Source organism: Paenibacillus sp. XP01 (assembly GCF_057364885.1).
Genome location: NZ_CP139481.1, coordinates 759871 through 777283, shown reverse-complemented (window position 1 = coordinate 777283; position 17413 = coordinate 759871). Strand labels below are relative to the sequence as shown.

Here is a 17413-nt window from a genome sequence, read left to right as displayed (position 1 = left end):
TCATCGCATCGCACATTTGAAGGAGGTACATGTATGTCAGCCAAGAATCATTTCTCCGCCGCCCGCAGTCTTGAGGTCGGAGGCAAATCTTACCGCTACTACAGTCTCGATGCTCTTCAGGAAAATGGCCACGGCGATCTTTCCAAGCTGCCTTTCTCCATTAAAGTGCTGCTCGAAGCAGCCGTTCGCCAATTCGATGGACGTGCCATTACCGAAGACCATGTCAAACAATTGACCGGCTGGGCAGAAGGCCGTGACAATAATAAGGAAATCCCTTTCATCCCTGCACGGATCGTCCTGCAGGACTTCACCGGCGTGCCGGTGGTCGTGGATCTTGCAGCCATGCGCGACACCGTGAAAAAAGCAGGCGGAGACCCTAAACAAATCAACCCGCTCGTTCCGGTTGACCTCGTCATCGACCACTCCGTCATGGTTGACGCTTTCGGTACGAACGACGCGCTGGACTACAACATTAAAGTCGAGTTCGAGCGCAACGAAGAGCGTTACCGTTTCCTGCGTTGGGCGCAAACGGCTTTCAACAACTTCCGTGCCGTTCCACCATCCACAGGGATCGTTCACCAGGTCAACCTGGAGTATCTCGCATCCGTAGCTGCAACGAAAACGGTTGACGGCGAAACGCTTGTATTCCCTGACTCCCTCGTAGGTACGGATTCCCACACCACCATGATCAACGGGCTTGGCGTTGTTGGTTGGGGTGTCGGCGGAATCGAGGCCGAGGCAGGCATGCTGGGCCAACCGCTCTACTTTGTAACACCTGACGTTATCGGGTTCAAACTGACAGGCAGCCTGAGCGAAGGCGCAACGGCAACGGATCTGGCACTGACCGTAACGCAAATGCTGCGTAAAAAAGGCGTTGTCGGCAAATTCGTCGAGTTCTACGGACCTGGTCTTGCCAACATCAGTCTTGCAGACCGTGCAACGGTAGCCAACATGGCACCGGAATACGGCGCAACGATCGGTTTCTTCCCGGTTGACAGCGAAACGCTGAACTACCTGCGCAGCACGGGCCGTTCCGACGAACAGGTTGAACTCGTGGAAGCATACTACAAAGCTCAAGGCATGTTCCGCACGGACAGCACGGCTGATCCTGTGTTTACCGATGTCATCGAGCTCGACCTTGCCTCCGTCGTGCCGAGCCTTGCCGGACCTAAGCGTCCGCAAGACCGCATTGAGCTGACTCAAATGAAGGAAGGCTTCAACAGCATCATCCGCACGCCGATCGACAAAGGCGGATATGGCCTGACCGAAGAGAAGATCGCGCAAAAGGTACCTGTGAAACATCCGGACGGTTCTTCCAGCGAGCTGACTACAGGTGCGGTGGTTATCGCGGCGATCACAAGCTGCACGAACACATCCAACCCTAGCGTTATGCTCGGTGCAGGATTGCTGGCGAAAAAAGCGGTTGAACGCGGCCTGACCAAACCAGGTTACGTAAAAAGCAGCTTGACGCCAGGTTCCCTCGTCGTAACGGAGTACCTGGAAAAAGCGGGCCTGATCGAATACCTCGATAAGCTCGGATTCAACGTTGCCGGATACGGCTGCGCAACTTGCATCGGGAACTCCGGTCCGCTTCCGGACGAAGTCAGCGAAGCGATCGCCGAGAACGACATGACGGTAGCGGCGGTATTGTCCGGTAACCGTAACTTCGAAGGACGCGTTCACGCTCAAGTCAAAGCCAACTATCTGGCTTCGCCGCCGCTTGTTGTAGCTTACGCATTGGCCGGAACGGTGAACATCGACTTCGAAACCGATCCGATCGGTTATGACACAAACAACGAGCCGGTCTTCCTGAAAGACCTGTGGCCTAGCTCCCAGGAAATCAAGGATGCGATCGCAAGCTCTCTGAACGCCGATATGTTCCGCAGCAAATACGAGAACGTATTTACGGCAAACGAGCGCTGGAACCGGATCTCCGTACCGGAAGGCGAATTGTACGAGTGGGACCCGAACTCCACGTACATCCAGAACCCGCCGTTCTTCCAAAATCTTGGCGATACGCTGACCGACATTTCGGATATCCGTTCCGCACGCGTTATGGCATTGCTCGGTGACTCCGTAACGACGGACCACATCTCCCCTGCGGGGAATATCGCTCCATCCAGCCCGGCCGGACTGTATCTGAAAGACCATGGCGTGGAACGCAAAGACTTCAACTCCTACGGCTCCCGCCGTGGTAACCATGAAGTCATGATGCGTGGTACGTTCGCCAACATCCGAATCCGCAACCAGGTTGCTCCTGGAACAGAAGGCGGTATTACGAAATACTTGCCTACGGATGAGGAAATGTCCATCTACGATGCTTCCATGAAGTATCAGGACGAAGGACAGAACCTGATCGTTATCGCAGGTAAAGAGTACGGTACGGGAAGTTCACGCGACTGGGCGGCGAAAGGCACCTTCTTGCTCGGCGTCAAAGCCGTCATCGCTGAGAGCTTTGAGCGTATCCACCGCAGCAACCTGGTGGGCATGGGCGTAATGCCGCTGCAATTCCAGGAAGGCCAAAGCTGGTCCAGCCTCGGTCTGAACGGACGTGAGACATATGACATCACAGGTCTGAGCAATGACGTGAAACCAGGAGAAGAACTGACGGTTAACGTTACCCGCGAAGACGGAACCCAGTTCCACTTCACCGTAATTGCCCGTCTCGACAGCATGGTTGACGTGGATTACTACCATAACGGCGGCATCCTGCAAACGGTGCTGCGTCAAATGATGAAAAAAGGTTAATGCTGTAAAACATTCATGCTTGTAATGAATATTACAAAGCTCCCCATTTCGTACAACCATACGAAGTGGGGAGCTTATTTATGTTTCTTTGACGAGTCAAAAATGAAAGGTCCAATCGACATGCTCATCATTTGGTGGAGCTTCTATGGAATATAAACCTCTTTGATTGATCTTCTCAACGTTTGCCCAGTCCACAAAATCTTCGGCACCATATACTCGGACGAAGCCTGCAAAAGAAATGCTACCATCCTCTTCAACCATCTCCGTATACTCAGAGAACTGATGCTTGTATTCCAAGGTATTTAGAAAACTGTGAAATTCAGATATCCAATCCGGGATATATTCCGCATATTGTTCTGGTACATGATAGTAGTACGAATGCATGCCATATACGATAATTTTCAGGATCACTTTGTCGGCCTCCCCTGCTGATCTGGCGTAATCACAATTTCAATATGTCCATGCCCTCTCGGAAACAAATGGATATATCCGTACGCCGCGAAAGCACGTAAAACAACTCTTCCCTCGTTTTGAATGCGAGATAGCGTGAATATTTTTCCATAAGCTCATGTTCTGATAATTCGATCGGCAGATGGATAATTTCGATGTTGTCCGTTCCCGGGAACAAACGTCTTCCTCTCTCGGACTCCCCAACAATCATTACTGTTCTCATGGCCACTAACTCTTCAAGTGTTGAGGATTGCAATAGTTGATCTTTTTCATTTTCCAATCGATCCACCGTCTCTTTATCCGGCGTACCTCCCGCAGCTGCCGCAATTTCATGTTCAATGCTGATGATATTTCTCATCTTCGTGGCGCAACGTTGTGCCACCAAATACAATGCTTCTCCTTTGGATGCCATTCCTAACAATCACTCCCCTTCTGTCCACGATCCTACTAATGGTGGCAGATAAAAATAAATATGTATCATGTTGAAACGCACCTCTGATCATACCCGTCTTTCATGCAAAAGTTCCGCTAACAGCCGCCACGTATTCTAACGAAACCCAGACACCTTATATACACGAATTTTGCTTCCATCCACGTCTAATGAACCTCAGACACCCTATTTCACGTCAAAGCAGCATTCTGCAAACCACTTCAAGGAAATAACGTGTCTACGATTCGTTAGGTCTGATTTGCTTGCCAATTCACCCCAATAAGCAATCTTCAGGTTCGTTACGTAATCGGCGTTCATACCTGACGTTAGTATGTGGCGTCCATGCGGTGCATCTACCATTTCGCCATATAAGCTGCTCTCTCCTGGAAAAAACAACCCATCCCCTCGCGCAGCCCGACCTTACGGACCTATGCAGAAGGCCAACCATATCAGCTCCAATGTAGTATGACGATGCAGTAGCAGGAAATCCGTCCCCTGCACCAAAAAGAAGCTCACGCAACGCAAGCATGGGCTTCTTTTTGGTATTTAAATATCGTTCAAACATGTGCAAGAGTCCATTTGTCCGAAAACAGGTTCGAACTCCTGCACCCAATGTTTTTATGTGTCTGACTTGGCTGTATCGACAAGTCCAATCGCGCCCTATGTTTCCTTGTATTTCTTCGCACCGGCATCAACCTTGCTTAACGAAAGCACAACAGACCCCATTGCCGCAAGCGTTCCGGCAATCATATAACCTGCCGCCCCGCCGAAGCTGTTCAGGATCAGGTCGTCTACGTCGAAAACACCCATGCCTGTCAGCAACTGCGTTACCTCGAACGCCAAACTCAGCAGCAGCGGCAACGTGCAAGCGAGCAGTGCCGTGAACAGCCTTTTCGCGCCCGGCATAAAAGAAAGGAAAATCCCCAGCGGCACAAAAGCCAGGACATTGCCGATCAGATTCAGGGCGGAAGCCGGATGATGCAATGACAGTTGGTGCCATTCCTGCGCGATTTGCCGAAACGGTACCAGATTCATGGACCGGGTGTGCAGCAAATCCGGCCGCCTGACCGTCTCCATAACCTGAACCGCAACATGCTTCAAATCGATCGCCCCTCCTTTGAACAAGATCAGTTTCAGCAATACGACCAGGTACAGAAACAGAGCCGCTCCCCATATGATCTTGATGTGCCATCCTTTTGCGTTCATCTCTGCAACCTCCTTACCTTGCGTTCATGTCGGCTCTACTGCTCTTCGTTGCTGGTCGTCACAATGACGCCATCCATGTTATCCCCCGATATCTCATATTCGCCCTTCTCGGGAATGAACACTTTGGCATTCGACGTGGCCGGATAATAACTTACGCTATAACGTTTGCCATCCAATTCGACCCCAATCCGTTTCTCTTCCCGAAGCAGCTCCAGATACTGCTCCAGCACAAGGTCTTTGTGGTGCATGATCGCGCTATGCGGGAGCCCTACATATCGAAAGTGCCATGGTTCATATTGAATGCCCGTGATGTTCACCTTATCCTTGGGGTACCGCAGAATGAAGCCGTATTTCCACGCGTTTTCCTGCAGCCATGCACCCTCTGGCGCTTCACTCATCGCACCCAGCGACGAGCCGATATCCAGCGAAAGGCCCAGGTTATGCTCGCTGTGACCGGCGGGAAGCGCGTAATCGGAACCCTTTTCCTCATAGAGTTGTTGTTGTTTATCGAACCCCCGGTAGCCGCTGCTGATCAGGAAATACCTCACACCCTCTTCTCCCGCTGCTTCAACCATCTGCCGGAACGCCTCCGCCACCTTGCGCGACAGCTGAATGTCCCGATCAAGAATCCCGTATCCTCGATCCAAGTCACGCTCGTCCGCCAAACGGACAATATCCTTACGCACGCCTTCGGCATGTACCGGATATTCCTTGTTCACGAGCAGCAAGTCCCCTTGATAAACGTCGTTCCGCAAATCCAGGGTTATCTCCCGTCCAGGAGCACTCCAGCCGTCCACGGCTTCTCCCAGCTCCATGACGGGCACTCCCGTTTGATCCGGGTCGGGCATCGCCACGGAAGAGCGAAGAAAAATATACCCCAGCGCAATCAGGACGATCAAAAAGCCCCACTTTTTCATTACGTTGTTCCCCCTTCTCTCGTAATACCAAGAATAGTGGAAACAATTTAAGAAAAAGTGCGGCAAAAATAAAGTTTTTCTTAAATCGCCGATCTTACTTTAAAACAGGCAAGCGAATTTCGAATGCCGTGTGAATCACATCGCTATGCACGGAGATGACTCCGTCATGCTGTTCCACGATATTTCTGGCGATAAACAGCCCCAGCCCCGTACTGCCCTCCTGCAGCGTTCTCGCCCGATCCCCCCTGTAATACATATCGAAAATGTGAGGCAAATCTTCGGGGTGGATGCTGTCCCCATAGTTAACGACCTGAATGACCACCTGCTCGCCTTCCGTACGGCCGCGAATATCTACGTATAATCCGTCCCTGCCGTGGCGGGCAGCATTCATGAGCAAATTTTCGAATACGCGGGCCAGCACTTCTCCGTCCCCATGCACGATCAGATCGGGTTCGATGTCCAGCCTGGAGGTCAAGTGATTTTTCTCGAAAACGGGATACATCTCTTCGTTCATTTGACGCAGCAGCTCGCTCAGATCCAGTCTCTGCTTGTTGATCGGCAGCATGCCGTAATTCATTCGGGTGATCTCGAACAGCCCGTCGATGAGCTTTTCCAAGCGCCGCGATTTGGTGAAAGCAATGGAGGTATAATGTTTGGCCTGCTCCTCCGTCAATTGATCATCCTTCATCAACAGATCCAGATAACCGAGAATGGAAGTCAGCGGAGTCCGCAGGTCATGCGCCAGATTGACCACGAGCTGGTCTTTGCTGCTTTCGGCAAAATCGCCGCGTTCCACGGCATCGCGCAGCTTTTGGCTGGCCAAGTTCACGTCCTCCGCGATTGCCCCGAGCTCGTCCTTGGACGAAATCCGAACGCGATGCTGAAAATCGCCATTGGCCAGATGACGTATTCCCTCCGAAATCTCCTTGAAATGGGAGACGTAAGACCTTGTGAACCAGAAGAAAAACAGAATCGCCAGCGGGATAAACAAAATCATGAAAAAATAAATATCCCCCACGCTTTTCATGAAACGCCGGTAATCGGCCAACGTATCCTCTGCACGGACGCCGGAATAATACCACTGAAGCAGCTTGTACACCCCGTAGGTAATCGCGCCCGAAACAAGCATGCTCCGGCCGAGCAGCATGATCATCGTGGTGCGAAAGCTTCTTTGTTTTTTTTGATTATTCATTAAAGGTGTACCCCACGCCCCAGATCGTTTTGATAAACTTGTTTTTGTCCATCTCTTCGCCGAGTTTTTTGCGCAATGTCCGTATATGCACCATCACCGTGTTGCCGCTCTCGTAATAGGCTTCGCCCCAAACTTGCTCAAAGATGCTTTCCGCGCTGAACACCTGTTTCGGATGGCTGGCGAGCAGATACAGGATGTCGAATTCCTTCGGCGTCAAATCAACCTCTTTGCCATACAGCGTGACGCGATGCTGATCAGGCATGATGACCAGCCCGCCCATCTCCAATACCGAACGGTTGACGGGTGCAGCCTGGCTGAATTGCAGGAAACGGCGCAGCTGTGAGTTCACGCGCGCAACCAATTCCATTGGATTGAAAGGTTTGGTCATATAGTCATCCCCGCCCATGACAAGTCCCGTAATTTTATCCATATCCGATGTTTTGGCGCTTAAAAAAATGATCGGCAAATGATGCTGCTCGCGGATTTTGCGAGTTACCTCATAACCGTCCATGCCGGGCATCATGATATCCAAAATGGCCAAATCGACCGTTTGCGTCTGAATCGCTTGAATGGCACTTTTTCCGTCGAACGCCTTGATCGTGTGGTATCCTTCTTTTTGGAGGTGCAGGGACACCAGGTCCGCAATCTCCACTTCGTCGTCGGCAACCAATATCGTAATCCGCTTCATTGCTTACTCCACTCCATGTATGTGATGCTCAACAATATAACACAACTGGCTGGATCATTGAATCTTCGGAAAGGAAAAGATGTATGAAACTGGATCGACTGTTAGCCATCGTAGTATTGTTAATCAATCGGGGCCGGGTGCAGGCCAAAGACTTGGCCGACACGTTCGAGGTGTCCGTTCGTACGATTTACCGAGACATTGATACGCTGGGCCAGGCAGGCATTCCGGTAGTAACCTATCAGGGAGCGAGCGGGGGCATCGGGCTGGCCGAAGGTTATCGTTTGGACCGGAACGTGCTCACCGATCAGGATCTGGCTTCGATCGTAACCGCGCTGCGGAGCGTCTCGACGGCCCATGCCAGTACGGCACGCGATCTGTTGATGGAGAAGCTGAGCAGCATCGTGCCGGCATCCCGAAACGGGGATTTTCAGGCCAATACGAGCCGGTTCATCGTGGATTATTCCACATGGACTTACTCTGAGGCACTGCAGCAGAAATTGCGGCATATCGAGCAAGGCATCGACCAGCTGCGTTCCATCACGTTTACATATTGCAGCGCAGAGGGCGTCCATTCGCACAGGACGGTCGATCCCCACACGCTGGTGCTCAAAAGGCATTCCTGGTACCTGTATGCCTTCTGCCATGAACGCGACGATTTTCGCATGTTTAAGCTGGTCCGCATGCGGGATGTCGCGCTGGCTGAAGGCCGCTTCGAACGCAGGCCCGTTCAGCCGCAGGACAAACCCTGGCAGCAGGAATGGACCGCTCCGGATAACCAGACGGGGCTCACGCTCCGCTTCCATGCACGGGCACGGCATACCGCCGAAGAATGGTTCGGCATCGAAAACGTCGTTCCGGATGGCCAAGGATACTATATCAGCCAGGTCGCGTTCCCGGAAGACAACTGGTTATATGGCTTCATCCTGAGCTTCGGAGCTGACGTCGAAGTGTTGGAGCCGCCTCACATTCGCGAGCACATACGCCGGATCGCCGTGCAGATCGCCCAAAATTATGCCAACCCCCCGCAAACTTGACAGATAGCTGTCCAGTTCCTCCGTTTATACTTCGGTTATGACTGATCGATAGAAGAAAAACAAGGAGGAACTACAATGAACATGACTGTATGTCAAAGCTGCGGAATGCCGCTCGGCAATGCTGCCCAGTGGGGCACCGAAATGGATGGGAAAAGCACCAGCGAGTATTGCATCTATTGTTATAAGGAGGGGCGTTTCGAGCAGCCGGACATATCGCTGGACGGCATGATTGAGATGTGCACCGCAATTCTCGTTCAGGAAGGCATGGACGAGCCGTCCGCGCGATCGATGCTTCGCCATCAGCTTCCCTTCCTGAAACGATGGAGTGCATCCGCGCAAGCCGGGATGACGTCTGCCGAATTGAAGCAGGAGCATAACGCATCTCCCTCGGCACAGCCTGTCACGTATGTCACCCTGCCAGCGAAACGGTTAGCCGGCGTCACCGCCAGAACCAGCAATGGCGCGGAGATGAGCGGCAAAGGCAGCATACAAGCGCTGTGGGAGCGTTACTGGAGCTTGCCTGACCTTCCTGCTGCCACGACGCCTCGTTATGGCTGCTACACGGATTATGCGGATGGAGTTCTCGGAGAATACACGATTCTGGTTGGACATGAACTGGCACCGGGCGATGCACTGCCGCCCCATCTGGAAGTCATTGAAATCCCGCCCGCGACATACGCTGTATTTGCAACCAGAACAGGCCCCATGGCCGAAGTGGTCAGCGAAGCCTGGGGGGCTGTATGGGCTTGGAACAACCGGGACGAACGCACGTTTACCGGGGACTTCGAGCTGTACGATGAACGCAGTCTCGATCCCCTGAACATGCAGGCGGAACTGTACATCGCCGTCCGGCCACGCTTATAACTTGGCTGCAATATAGTGAACATGCTTGCTGTCGGGAAGGGTCCCGGCAGCTTTTTTTATGTTTGCCCGCCCACCTTGCGTGCGCCTTCCTGCACATCGATGATGCGATTCGGTTTTCATTTCCCCTATTCCCTGCCGCCCACTTCTTCCGTTCTTCTGTTATCCGTACCTACAGACCATTGAACCAATTTCGTTCGCTTATCCCCTTCTATGCAACCAGACAAAACGACTTATTTTCGACCCATTTTGGTCTTGCTTGATCGGGACTATCCGCACACCCCCCCGCCCCATGCTCCCATATACCGCCCCTAATATACGGTCCTTTACTCCTGAATATCGCTAAAAATGTTTACAATTTCGAAAATCGGGTTAAAATCACTACATTCCGATTTGGAAAGGTTCATTACACACCCTTGTTTCATCTAACAAGTCATATATGCCTATTTTGCAAACAACAATCAACATGCTCTGAAATCATCATATTTATATTACATATAACCTGTTCTCAAAAAGGAGGAACCCGAATGATCCGCATGCCTATTCAGCAAATGATCCCATACCATCACCAGTATCCGCGAAATGCAGCGGTCAACGCTCCGAAAAAAGAAAACCGGGATACCCAAGAGTTGACCTTCCACGACATTTTGCAGCAAAAAATGGCCAAAAAGAATGCCTCCCCATCCATGCGATAATGCTGTACATTCCCCCTCCCTGTTTCTATAATGGGCTAAAACGTTCGCGGCTCCTTCACACGGTTCCCGCAACAATCCTAAAGGGGAATGCCTCATGATGACCATCGCTTGCTTTCATGCCCATTATTCCAACATTGCACTCATCGAAGAGGCACTGGCTGCCTATGACGTCGAACTGGTGCACTACGTCGATCCGGGACTAGACCGGATCAAAAGCGACGCAGACTTCACCGAAAACACCGTCCGCGACAAAGTAGCCAGCACGATGGAATGGATCGCCCGATGCCATGCCGATGCCATTCTCGTCACCTGCACGCTCTTCACGGCCGTTCTGGAACAGGAGCCCCTGCCCGCTTCCATTCCCGTGATCGGCATCGACGATCCCTTGTTATCGATGATGCAGCGCCAGCCGAAGCCCTATTTGCTCGCCTTCACCAACCCAGCCACCGTCCAAGGAACGATGGACCGCTTTTTGCGCCATTTACAGCCGGAGGAGGAACATCACGCGTCAAATCATGCCCTTCAAGCCAAGAGCGTATTGCTGCCAGGCACGTTCGAGCTGATTATGCGCGGTGACCGCGAAGGTTATGCGGCAGCCGTTCAGGCGGGATTGATGCGGCATGCCGAACGATATTCGGGTTGGACGCCGATTGCCGCCCAGTTGTCCATGGCTCCGGCGGCAGCACGGGTAACGATGGCTAGCGGCATAACCGTGCACAGTCCCCTTTCCGTTCTGGCACCGTATTTGCAACGGGAATTGAATATGCAGCTAAAGTCCGGCTTGTGATGCATGACATGCAAAAAAGCAGTTCATTCCCCAAGATAGGGAGATGAACTGCTTTTTGCTGTTTGGCTTCTCCTCCTGTCCGTTTTGTTGCGGACAGACAATAACGCCAATTTAACGGATTCGCGGACAACCGCCCAAGAAGGCCGGCATTATGAGCGCATCCGGTATTCTTCGGCTTTTTCCTGCATGCCTGCGGCAACCGCCTCTTGTTCCGACAATCCCTTCTCCGCGGCAAATGCACGGATATCCTGCGTAATGCGCATGCTGCAGAACTTCGGTCCGCACATCGAACAGAAATGCGCCTGCTTCGCTCCTTCGGCAGGCAGTGTTTCGTCGTGGTAGGACATGGCCCGTTCAGGGTCGAGCGACAGGTTGAACTGGTCGCGCCAGCGGAATTCGAAGCGGGCTTTGGACAGCGCGTCGTCCCGGCGCTGCGCACGCGGATGGCCTTTGGCCAGATCGGCGGCATGGGCCGCGATTTTGTAGGCGATGACGCCTTCGCGCACATCGTCCTTGTTCGGCAAGCCGAGATGTTCCTTCGGCGTAACGTAACAGAGCATGGATGTGCCGAACCAGCCGATCATGGCCGCCCCGATGGCCGACGTAATATGGTCGTACCCCGGCGCAATGTCCGTGGTCAGCGGGCCGAGCGTGTAGAACGGCGCTTCCTGGCAAATCTCCATTTGCAAGTCCACGTTTTCCTTGATTTTGTGCATCGGCACGTGTCCGGGACCCTCAATCATCACCTGCACGTCATGCTTCCAGGCGATCTGGGTCAATTCCCCCAGCGTCGCGAGTTCCGCCATCTGCGCTTCGTCATTGGCATCATAAATGCTGCCCGGGCGAAGGCCGTCTCCCAGCGAAAAGGCGACGTCATACCGCTTCATGATCTCGCAGATTTCTTCGAAATGGGTGTACAGGAAATTTTCCTGATGATGCGCCAGACACCAGGCCGCCATGATCGATCCGCCCCGTGACACGATGCCCGTCATCCGTTTGGCAGTCATCGGAATATAGCGGAGCAGCACGCCCGCATGAATCGTAAAGTAGTCCACGCCCTGCTCGGCCTGCTCGATCAGCGTGTCGCGGTACAGCTCCCACGTCAGCGCCTCCGCCTCCCCTCCGACCTTTTCCAATGCCTGATAGAGCGGCACCGTGCCGATCGGTACCGGCGAATTGCGAATGATCCATTCGCGGGTGGTGTGAATGTCTTTGCCCGTGGACAGATCCATCACCGTATCCGCTCCCCAACGGACGGCCCAGGTCATCTTCTCGACCTCTTCCTCAATGGAAGACGATACGGCCGAATTGCCGATATTGGCATTGATTTTGACGTGGAAATGGCGTCCGATCATCATCGGTTCGCTCTCCGGATGATTGATATTGGAAGGCAAAATGGCTCGGCCGCTGGCCAGCTCCTGCCGTACGAATTCAGGCTCCACGCCTTCGCGGATGGCCGCGAATTCCATCTCGGGCGTAATGATGCCTCTCCGTGCATAGTGCATCTGCGTCACGCATCGCCCTTCCCGTGCCCGCAGCGGTTTCCCGGTGACGCCGGGATACGTCTCGGCTCCAGCTCTTGTGCTGCCCGGCTTCAAGCCGTTGTCCTCCGGCTTAATCGTCCGGCCTTCGTACGATTCTACGTCCTCGCGCTCCGTAATCCACTGTCTGCGCAGCGCGGGCAGGCCCGTCCGGATGTCCACCTCATAATCCGGATCGGTCATCGGACCGCTCGTATCGTACACGCGGAGCGGTTCGTTATGCTCCACCCCTTGGGGAGTGCTTGTGTCATGAAGGGCAATTTCGCGTTCGGGGACCAACAGGTCCGGTCGCGAGCCCTGAATGTATACCTTGCGGCTGCCCGGAAAAGGCCGCAGCCGCCCCATGCTTTCTTTTTCCGTATCCCGATGGTTTTCCTGTCCCGCTGTTTCGTGTCCTGTGCTCATCGCTCATTCTCCTCCTCATGGTATGGTCCGGCATTGCTCATTCTGCGCACCTGTTCATCAGGCCAAGCATGAAGGAAGTACAGCACGGGCGAATTCAAAAGCACGGATACAGCTCCAGGGCGGGCGGGAACATGGCAACCATGGCCGCCGCATCACACATCTCCACCTTGTCGGAACGCCACGGAGATGCGATGATTTCTCGGATACTGCATTAAAAAAGCCGGTTCCCCCAGGGAACCGGCTTTATCCTTCATCGCCAAACGTGCCACGGCAAGTCTACCCACAGGGGAGCTTCACTCAAGGCATATTGACGATGCTCGTCGTTGTTTCGCCGATTACTTCCCTACGCTGGCATGATCCAGATCAGGTGCTAAGGGTCCGGAATCTCATGCGATTCCGTCTCAGTCCGGACAATTCGGACTCCCCCAGTAACGTTTGACGGCTAGCGGCAACTTTGCCGCTGCGTCCTATTCAGTTCAGTCAGCCCATGTCTTGGGCTGTCCATTACAGATTAGCCTAAACATGGCGGAAAAACAACCTTATTTTCCAAAATGCCGTTTCGGATCAGGCCAGCATAAGTCCCATCTGCGCGGCGGCTTCTTTCAGGACCGGAGCATACTCATGGAGCGTCTCCTGGGAAAGGCGGCTGACAGGCCCCGATACGGACAACGCGGCTGCGATCCGGCCATCCCGGCCCATAATGGGCACGGACACCGCCGCGGCCCCCGGTTCGCGCTCTTCGTAACTTGTGGCGTAGCCGGCGGTCCGAATATCCGCCATCTGCGCCAAATACGCCTGCGGATCGATGAATACGGGCCATTCCGGGCCGTTCATCAGTTCTTCCCGGTCTTCCTCGCTTGCAAAAGCCATCAGCACCTTGCTGGAAGCCCCTACGGACAACGGCAGTCTTGCGCCAACGGGAGCCACCCGGCGGATCGCCTGATCGCTCTGTACGGCCTGTATCCGAATCCGTTCGGCACCGTCGCGCAGATACAAGCTTACCGTCTCCCCGAGCCGATCTCTCAGCCGTTCCATCGCCGGCAGCAGCAAAATGGCGGGATCGTCGCTCCGGGACATATGCGCCGATAGTTCCCAAATGCGAATGCCGAGTCTGTATTTCTCGGTCGCCGCATCGCGGATCACAAATCCCCGGTCTTCCAGGGTAGCCATGAGGCGATGCACGGTGCTCTTATGCAATCCGATCTGGCTGGCGATTTCGGTCAATCCCAGATCGCTGCGGGTCGTAAAACACAATAATATATCCAGCGCCCGTTCTACAGCCCGGACGGTTAACTTTCGGTCCTCCATGGCAGAATGCCCTCCTCATGTTTCATCACATGAAACTCGGTTACATAAATTATATGAGAAACGATTCCATCTGTAAACCGATGCCCGTTAAATTCGAACCGGAAGAAGTATCGTGGGGTCTAGGTTATCAGACTTCATCCCCTGTATTTTGCACTCAAAGGAAATAATAACCATGCATCTAAAGAACTATATAACAATTAGGTAACAAATACGCCTGAAGAATTGACATTGGCTATGGTGGAACATACGATAATAAAAAGTCTATTCGCCATCACAAAGAGGAAAAGAACGAGCGTTTCCACATTTTCTCGTTCCTATTGGAATAACTTTCCGAAAGCGAATTCATATTTTCGCTTATGCCTGAATGGTATAAGTATAACCGTCCAACTCTGTTTTTTTCACGGAACCGAACTTGTCATGTCGACATAATCTGACTCTTTCCTCCTCTGCGCCCCAGTAATCCGGCGGCGGGCAGGTTTGGAGAAAATGATCGTCAGTGAGAATTAGCCGATTCAACAAAGGAGGGGCATGTATGTTTCCGACATCCCAGAGCGAGGCCCCGCTGCAAACGAAAGTTTCCGATCTGCCCTCTTCGCTGTCTCCGAGGCTGATCCGGCTTAAACATATTATCGTGGCGTTGCTGCTCTCCGTTGTATTTTTTCTGTTATTTTGCTTCATCGCGCTTCACGGCTACATCGCTTGGGTGCTGTCCAACCCTACGGTAGCCCCCGTCTTTTCCAATCCGATGCAGGCCAAAAACATGAAATACGAAGACATCACGTTCCCGGCCGTCGACGGAAGCCGCATCATGCAAGGCTGGTACATTCCTGCCGACGCCGACGTGAACAAAACGATCATCTTCAGCCATGGATACGGAGCCAACCGGGAGGAAACCTGGGTGCCCATGTACGATTTGGCGCATTATGCCCATCAGCTTGGGTTCAACGTGGTGATGTTCGATTATGGTTTTGCCTCCCAGGTCAACAAAGCCGTCGCTACGGGCGGCAAGGCGGAATCCAAGCAATTGCTCGGAGCGATCCAATTCGCCAAACAGCGCGGCGCCCAGGAAATCGTCGTATGGGGATTTTCGATGGGAGCGGGTACGGCATTGCAGGCAGGGCTGTTGACCCAGGACGTCGACGCCATGATATTGGACAGCACGTTTCTGCTGGAACCGGATACGCTATACCATAATATCCATAATCAAATTGACCTGCCGCGCCAGCCGACGCTGGAAATTTTGAACCTGCTGTTCCCTGTCCTGAATGGCACAGGCTTGCAGCAAATTCCGTACCAAGAAGTCAAAAAGAAGGATTATCCCTTCCCGATCTTCTTCGTTCATGGAACGGAAGACGAGAAGGCGCCTTACCCGATCGCGGAGCTGCTCGCCGCCAACCAGTCGAATGCCAATTCGGAGGAATGGATCGTTGACGGAGCGCACCATGAGCTGATTTTCCGCGAGCATCCAAAAGAATATTTGCGACGCGTCTCCACATTCCTCAGCCATGTCACAAACACCGACGACGATGATGTGCAGAATACCGGCGGCAGCCATTGACGATCAGCGCAACTGAAGCCTATGCATCAGAAACATGGAATTGCATGAAAATTCGAGTCCTCTTGGGTTCCTCTTGAGGGCTCTTTTTTTTCGTATACATAAGACAGCCTGTTATCCGAATATATTTTTGGGACGAAATTCGGTGATTAGGAGGTTTAATCCGTTATGAACTGGTATGAATATGGAAAGCTGCTTCCACTGCGGATCCTGGAGGAAATTCGTTTCTGGAAAGAACAAGAGAAGGAGCATACAATCATCATTCTGGCGCTTGTTCCCGATCTTGAGCCCGCCTATGTCAAGCTGCTTGGGGAATGGCAGGCCGCTTTTGCCAGCACGGGGGCTGCCGCCAACCGGCTTTTGAAACAGCTGTTGCCGGGGACGCACCCGCCAGATCCTTATATCCTGCGAGCCGTCGAGGATTTGGTAAACACGGCCAGCACGCAATCCCGGGAGTTTATTCGGCAACTGTATGCCCTGCTCGAGCAAAGCGCCGCTATACTGGCCGCTCCGCCTGCCAAAACCGCCATTCTGCACTTTATTCGCGAATCGGAATACTTTCTCGGCGTTCTGGATACGCTCGGCAAGTCCGGCATCATGCGCGATGCCGAAGGAGAGTCGCTTTCCTCGCTGATCCAGGCGGAAATCGAAAATGCAGGAGGCGCAGCGGGGAAATTACGCAGCAGTGAAAATTCGGGCATTGCCGGGGCCAAAGGCAGCTCCTCTCCCCCGCCCGGTCAGCCGGCAGGCTCTACGCCATCCATCCCGCCCGGCATGGACGCGGATTCGACTTCCCCGGGCTCCGCATCCGACGTTACTGCGCATACGCCCGTGCAAGCCAGACCGGTCCCCATTGGAGGCCATACCTTGCCGCCGCTTCCTTATGCGTATAATGCGCTCGAGCCATACATCGACGAAACGACGATGCGCATCCATCATGACAAACATCACCAATCCTATGTGGACGGCCTGAATACCGCCGAGAAAAAGCTGGCCGAATCGCGGAAAAAGAACAATTTCGAATTAATCAAGCACTGGGAGCGCGAGCTGGCGTTTAACGGAGCCGGACATTACCTGCACACCATCTTCTGGACGATTATGAATCCTCATGGCGGCGGCAAACCGTCCGGCATGCTCGCAGAGCAGATCAAACGCGATTTCGGCAGCTACGATGCATTCAAGAACCAGTTTACGGAAGCCGCAAACAAAGTTGAAGGCGGCGGATGGGCTATGCTTGTCTGGAGCCCGAGGGCCCACAGACTCGAAATACTGCAAGCCGAGAAACACCAGAACCTTTCGCAGATGGATATCGTTCCGCTGCTCCCTCTCGACGTATGGGAACACGCTTATTACTTGAAACATCAGAACGAGCGCAAAAAATATATCGAAGACTGGTGGAACGTCGTGTATTGGCCTGCCGCTGCCGAACGTTATGAGGCAGCACGCAAGCTGTTATGGCCACCATATTAAGCCAAAGGCAAAGAGAGGTATCTCGGGCATGTGCCTGCCCGTGAGATACCTCTCTTTTTCATTCTCCCTTTTGTTCTATATGCGTAACTTTCATTTCGTTCTTCACGTTTATATCCCTAAGGGAGG

15 protein-coding genes and 1 riboswitch are annotated in these 17413 nt (G+C 53.1%); of the genes, 7 read left to right on the top strand and 8 right to left on the bottom strand.

Going from position 1 to position 17413, the window contains the following annotated elements:
- Positions 1-33 precede the first annotated feature (33 nt).
- Entirely contained in the window at positions 34-2748 is a 2715-nt protein-coding gene (acnA, locus tag SNR34_RS03655) for an aconitate hydratase AcnA (RefSeq protein WP_236420804.1), read from the top strand.
- Positions 2749-2844: 96 nt separating this feature from the next.
- On the opposite strand, the gene SNR34_RS03650 is transcribed toward acnA, so the two are convergent.
- From SNR34_RS03650 to SNR34_RS03625, 6 genes are all read right to left on the bottom strand, one after another.
- Positions 2845-3159: a hypothetical protein gene (locus SNR34_RS03650; RefSeq protein WP_343262400.1), complete on the bottom strand. Its 315-nt coding sequence runs from the start codon at positions 3157-3159 to the stop codon at positions 2845-2847.
- 31 nt (positions 3160-3190) lie between these two features.
- Positions 3191-3610 (bottom strand): hypothetical protein, encoded by a 420-nt coding sequence (locus tag SNR34_RS03645; RefSeq protein ID WP_343262401.1) that lies wholly within the window; start codon positions 3608-3610, stop codon positions 3191-3193.
- Between the two features lie 678 nt (positions 3611-4288).
- The gene (locus SNR34_RS03640) at positions 4289-4834 is read right to left on the bottom strand and encodes a VanZ family protein (protein ID WP_236420801.1); all 546 of its coding nucleotides are present in this window, start codon (positions 4832-4834) and stop codon (positions 4289-4291) included.
- A gap of 35 nt (positions 4835-4869) precedes the next feature.
- Positions 4870-5751, bottom strand: a complete 882-nt coding sequence (locus SNR34_RS03635) for a M15 family metallopeptidase (protein WP_486181164.1) — start codon at positions 5749-5751, stop codon at positions 4870-4872.
- Between the two features lie 94 nt (positions 5752-5845).
- Entirely contained in the window at positions 5846-6943 is a 1098-nt protein-coding gene (locus SNR34_RS03630) for a sensor histidine kinase (RefSeq protein WP_236420799.1), read from the bottom strand.
- Positions 6936-7631: a response regulator transcription factor gene (locus tag SNR34_RS03625; protein ID WP_236420798.1), complete on the bottom strand. Its 696-nt coding sequence runs from the start codon at positions 7629-7631 to the stop codon at positions 6936-6938. The genes SNR34_RS03630 and SNR34_RS03625 overlap by 8 nt, the downstream gene beginning before the upstream one ends.
- An 83-nt stretch (positions 7632-7714) precedes the next feature.
- Between SNR34_RS03625 and SNR34_RS03620 the strand changes: the two genes are divergently transcribed.
- From SNR34_RS03620 to SNR34_RS03605, 4 genes are all read left to right on the top strand, one after another.
- Positions 7715-8665 (top strand): helix-turn-helix transcriptional regulator, encoded by a 951-nt coding sequence (locus tag SNR34_RS03620; protein WP_236420797.1) that lies wholly within the window; start codon positions 7715-7717, stop codon positions 8663-8665.
- Between the two features lie 75 nt (positions 8666-8740).
- Positions 8741-9529, top strand: coding sequence for a zinc ribbon domain-containing protein (locus tag SNR34_RS03615; protein ID WP_486181163.1), 789 nt, complete (start codon positions 8741-8743; stop codon positions 9527-9529).
- A gap of 524 nt (positions 9530-10053) precedes the next feature.
- Entirely contained in the window at positions 10054-10221 is a 168-nt protein-coding gene (locus SNR34_RS03610; protein ID WP_236420795.1) for a hypothetical protein, read from the top strand.
- 94 nt (positions 10222-10315) lie between these two features.
- Positions 10316-11008, top strand: a complete 693-nt coding sequence (locus tag SNR34_RS03605) for a hypothetical protein (RefSeq protein WP_486181162.1) — start codon at positions 10316-10318, stop codon at positions 11006-11008.
- A 149-nt stretch (positions 11009-11157) separates the two neighbouring features.
- On the opposite strand, the gene thiC is transcribed toward SNR34_RS03605, so the two are convergent.
- Positions 11158-12894, bottom strand: a complete 1737-nt coding sequence (gene thiC, locus SNR34_RS03600; RefSeq protein ID WP_486182391.1) for a phosphomethylpyrimidine synthase ThiC — start codon at positions 12892-12894, stop codon at positions 11158-11160.
- 383 nt (positions 12895-13277) lie between these two features.
- Positions 13278-13391: riboswitch (TPP riboswitch) on the bottom strand.
- 127 nt (positions 13392-13518) lie between these two features.
- Complete coding sequence (locus tag SNR34_RS03595) at positions 13519-14262, bottom strand: IclR family transcriptional regulator (RefSeq protein WP_486181161.1); 744 nt, start codon at positions 14260-14262, stop codon at positions 13519-13521.
- Positions 14263-14794: 532 nt separating this feature from the next.
- Here SNR34_RS03595 and SNR34_RS03590 point away from each other — a divergent pair.
- Together SNR34_RS03590 and SNR34_RS03585 are read left to right on the top strand one after the other, a co-directional pair.
- Positions 14795-15820, top strand: a complete 1026-nt coding sequence (locus SNR34_RS03590) for an alpha/beta hydrolase (RefSeq protein WP_236420791.1) — start codon at positions 14795-14797, stop codon at positions 15818-15820.
- A gap of 165 nt (positions 15821-15985) precedes the next feature.
- Positions 15986-17287, top strand: a complete 1302-nt coding sequence (locus tag SNR34_RS03585) for a Fe-Mn family superoxide dismutase (RefSeq protein WP_486181160.1) — start codon at positions 15986-15988, stop codon at positions 17285-17287.
- Positions 17288-17413: the final 126 nt, after the last annotated feature.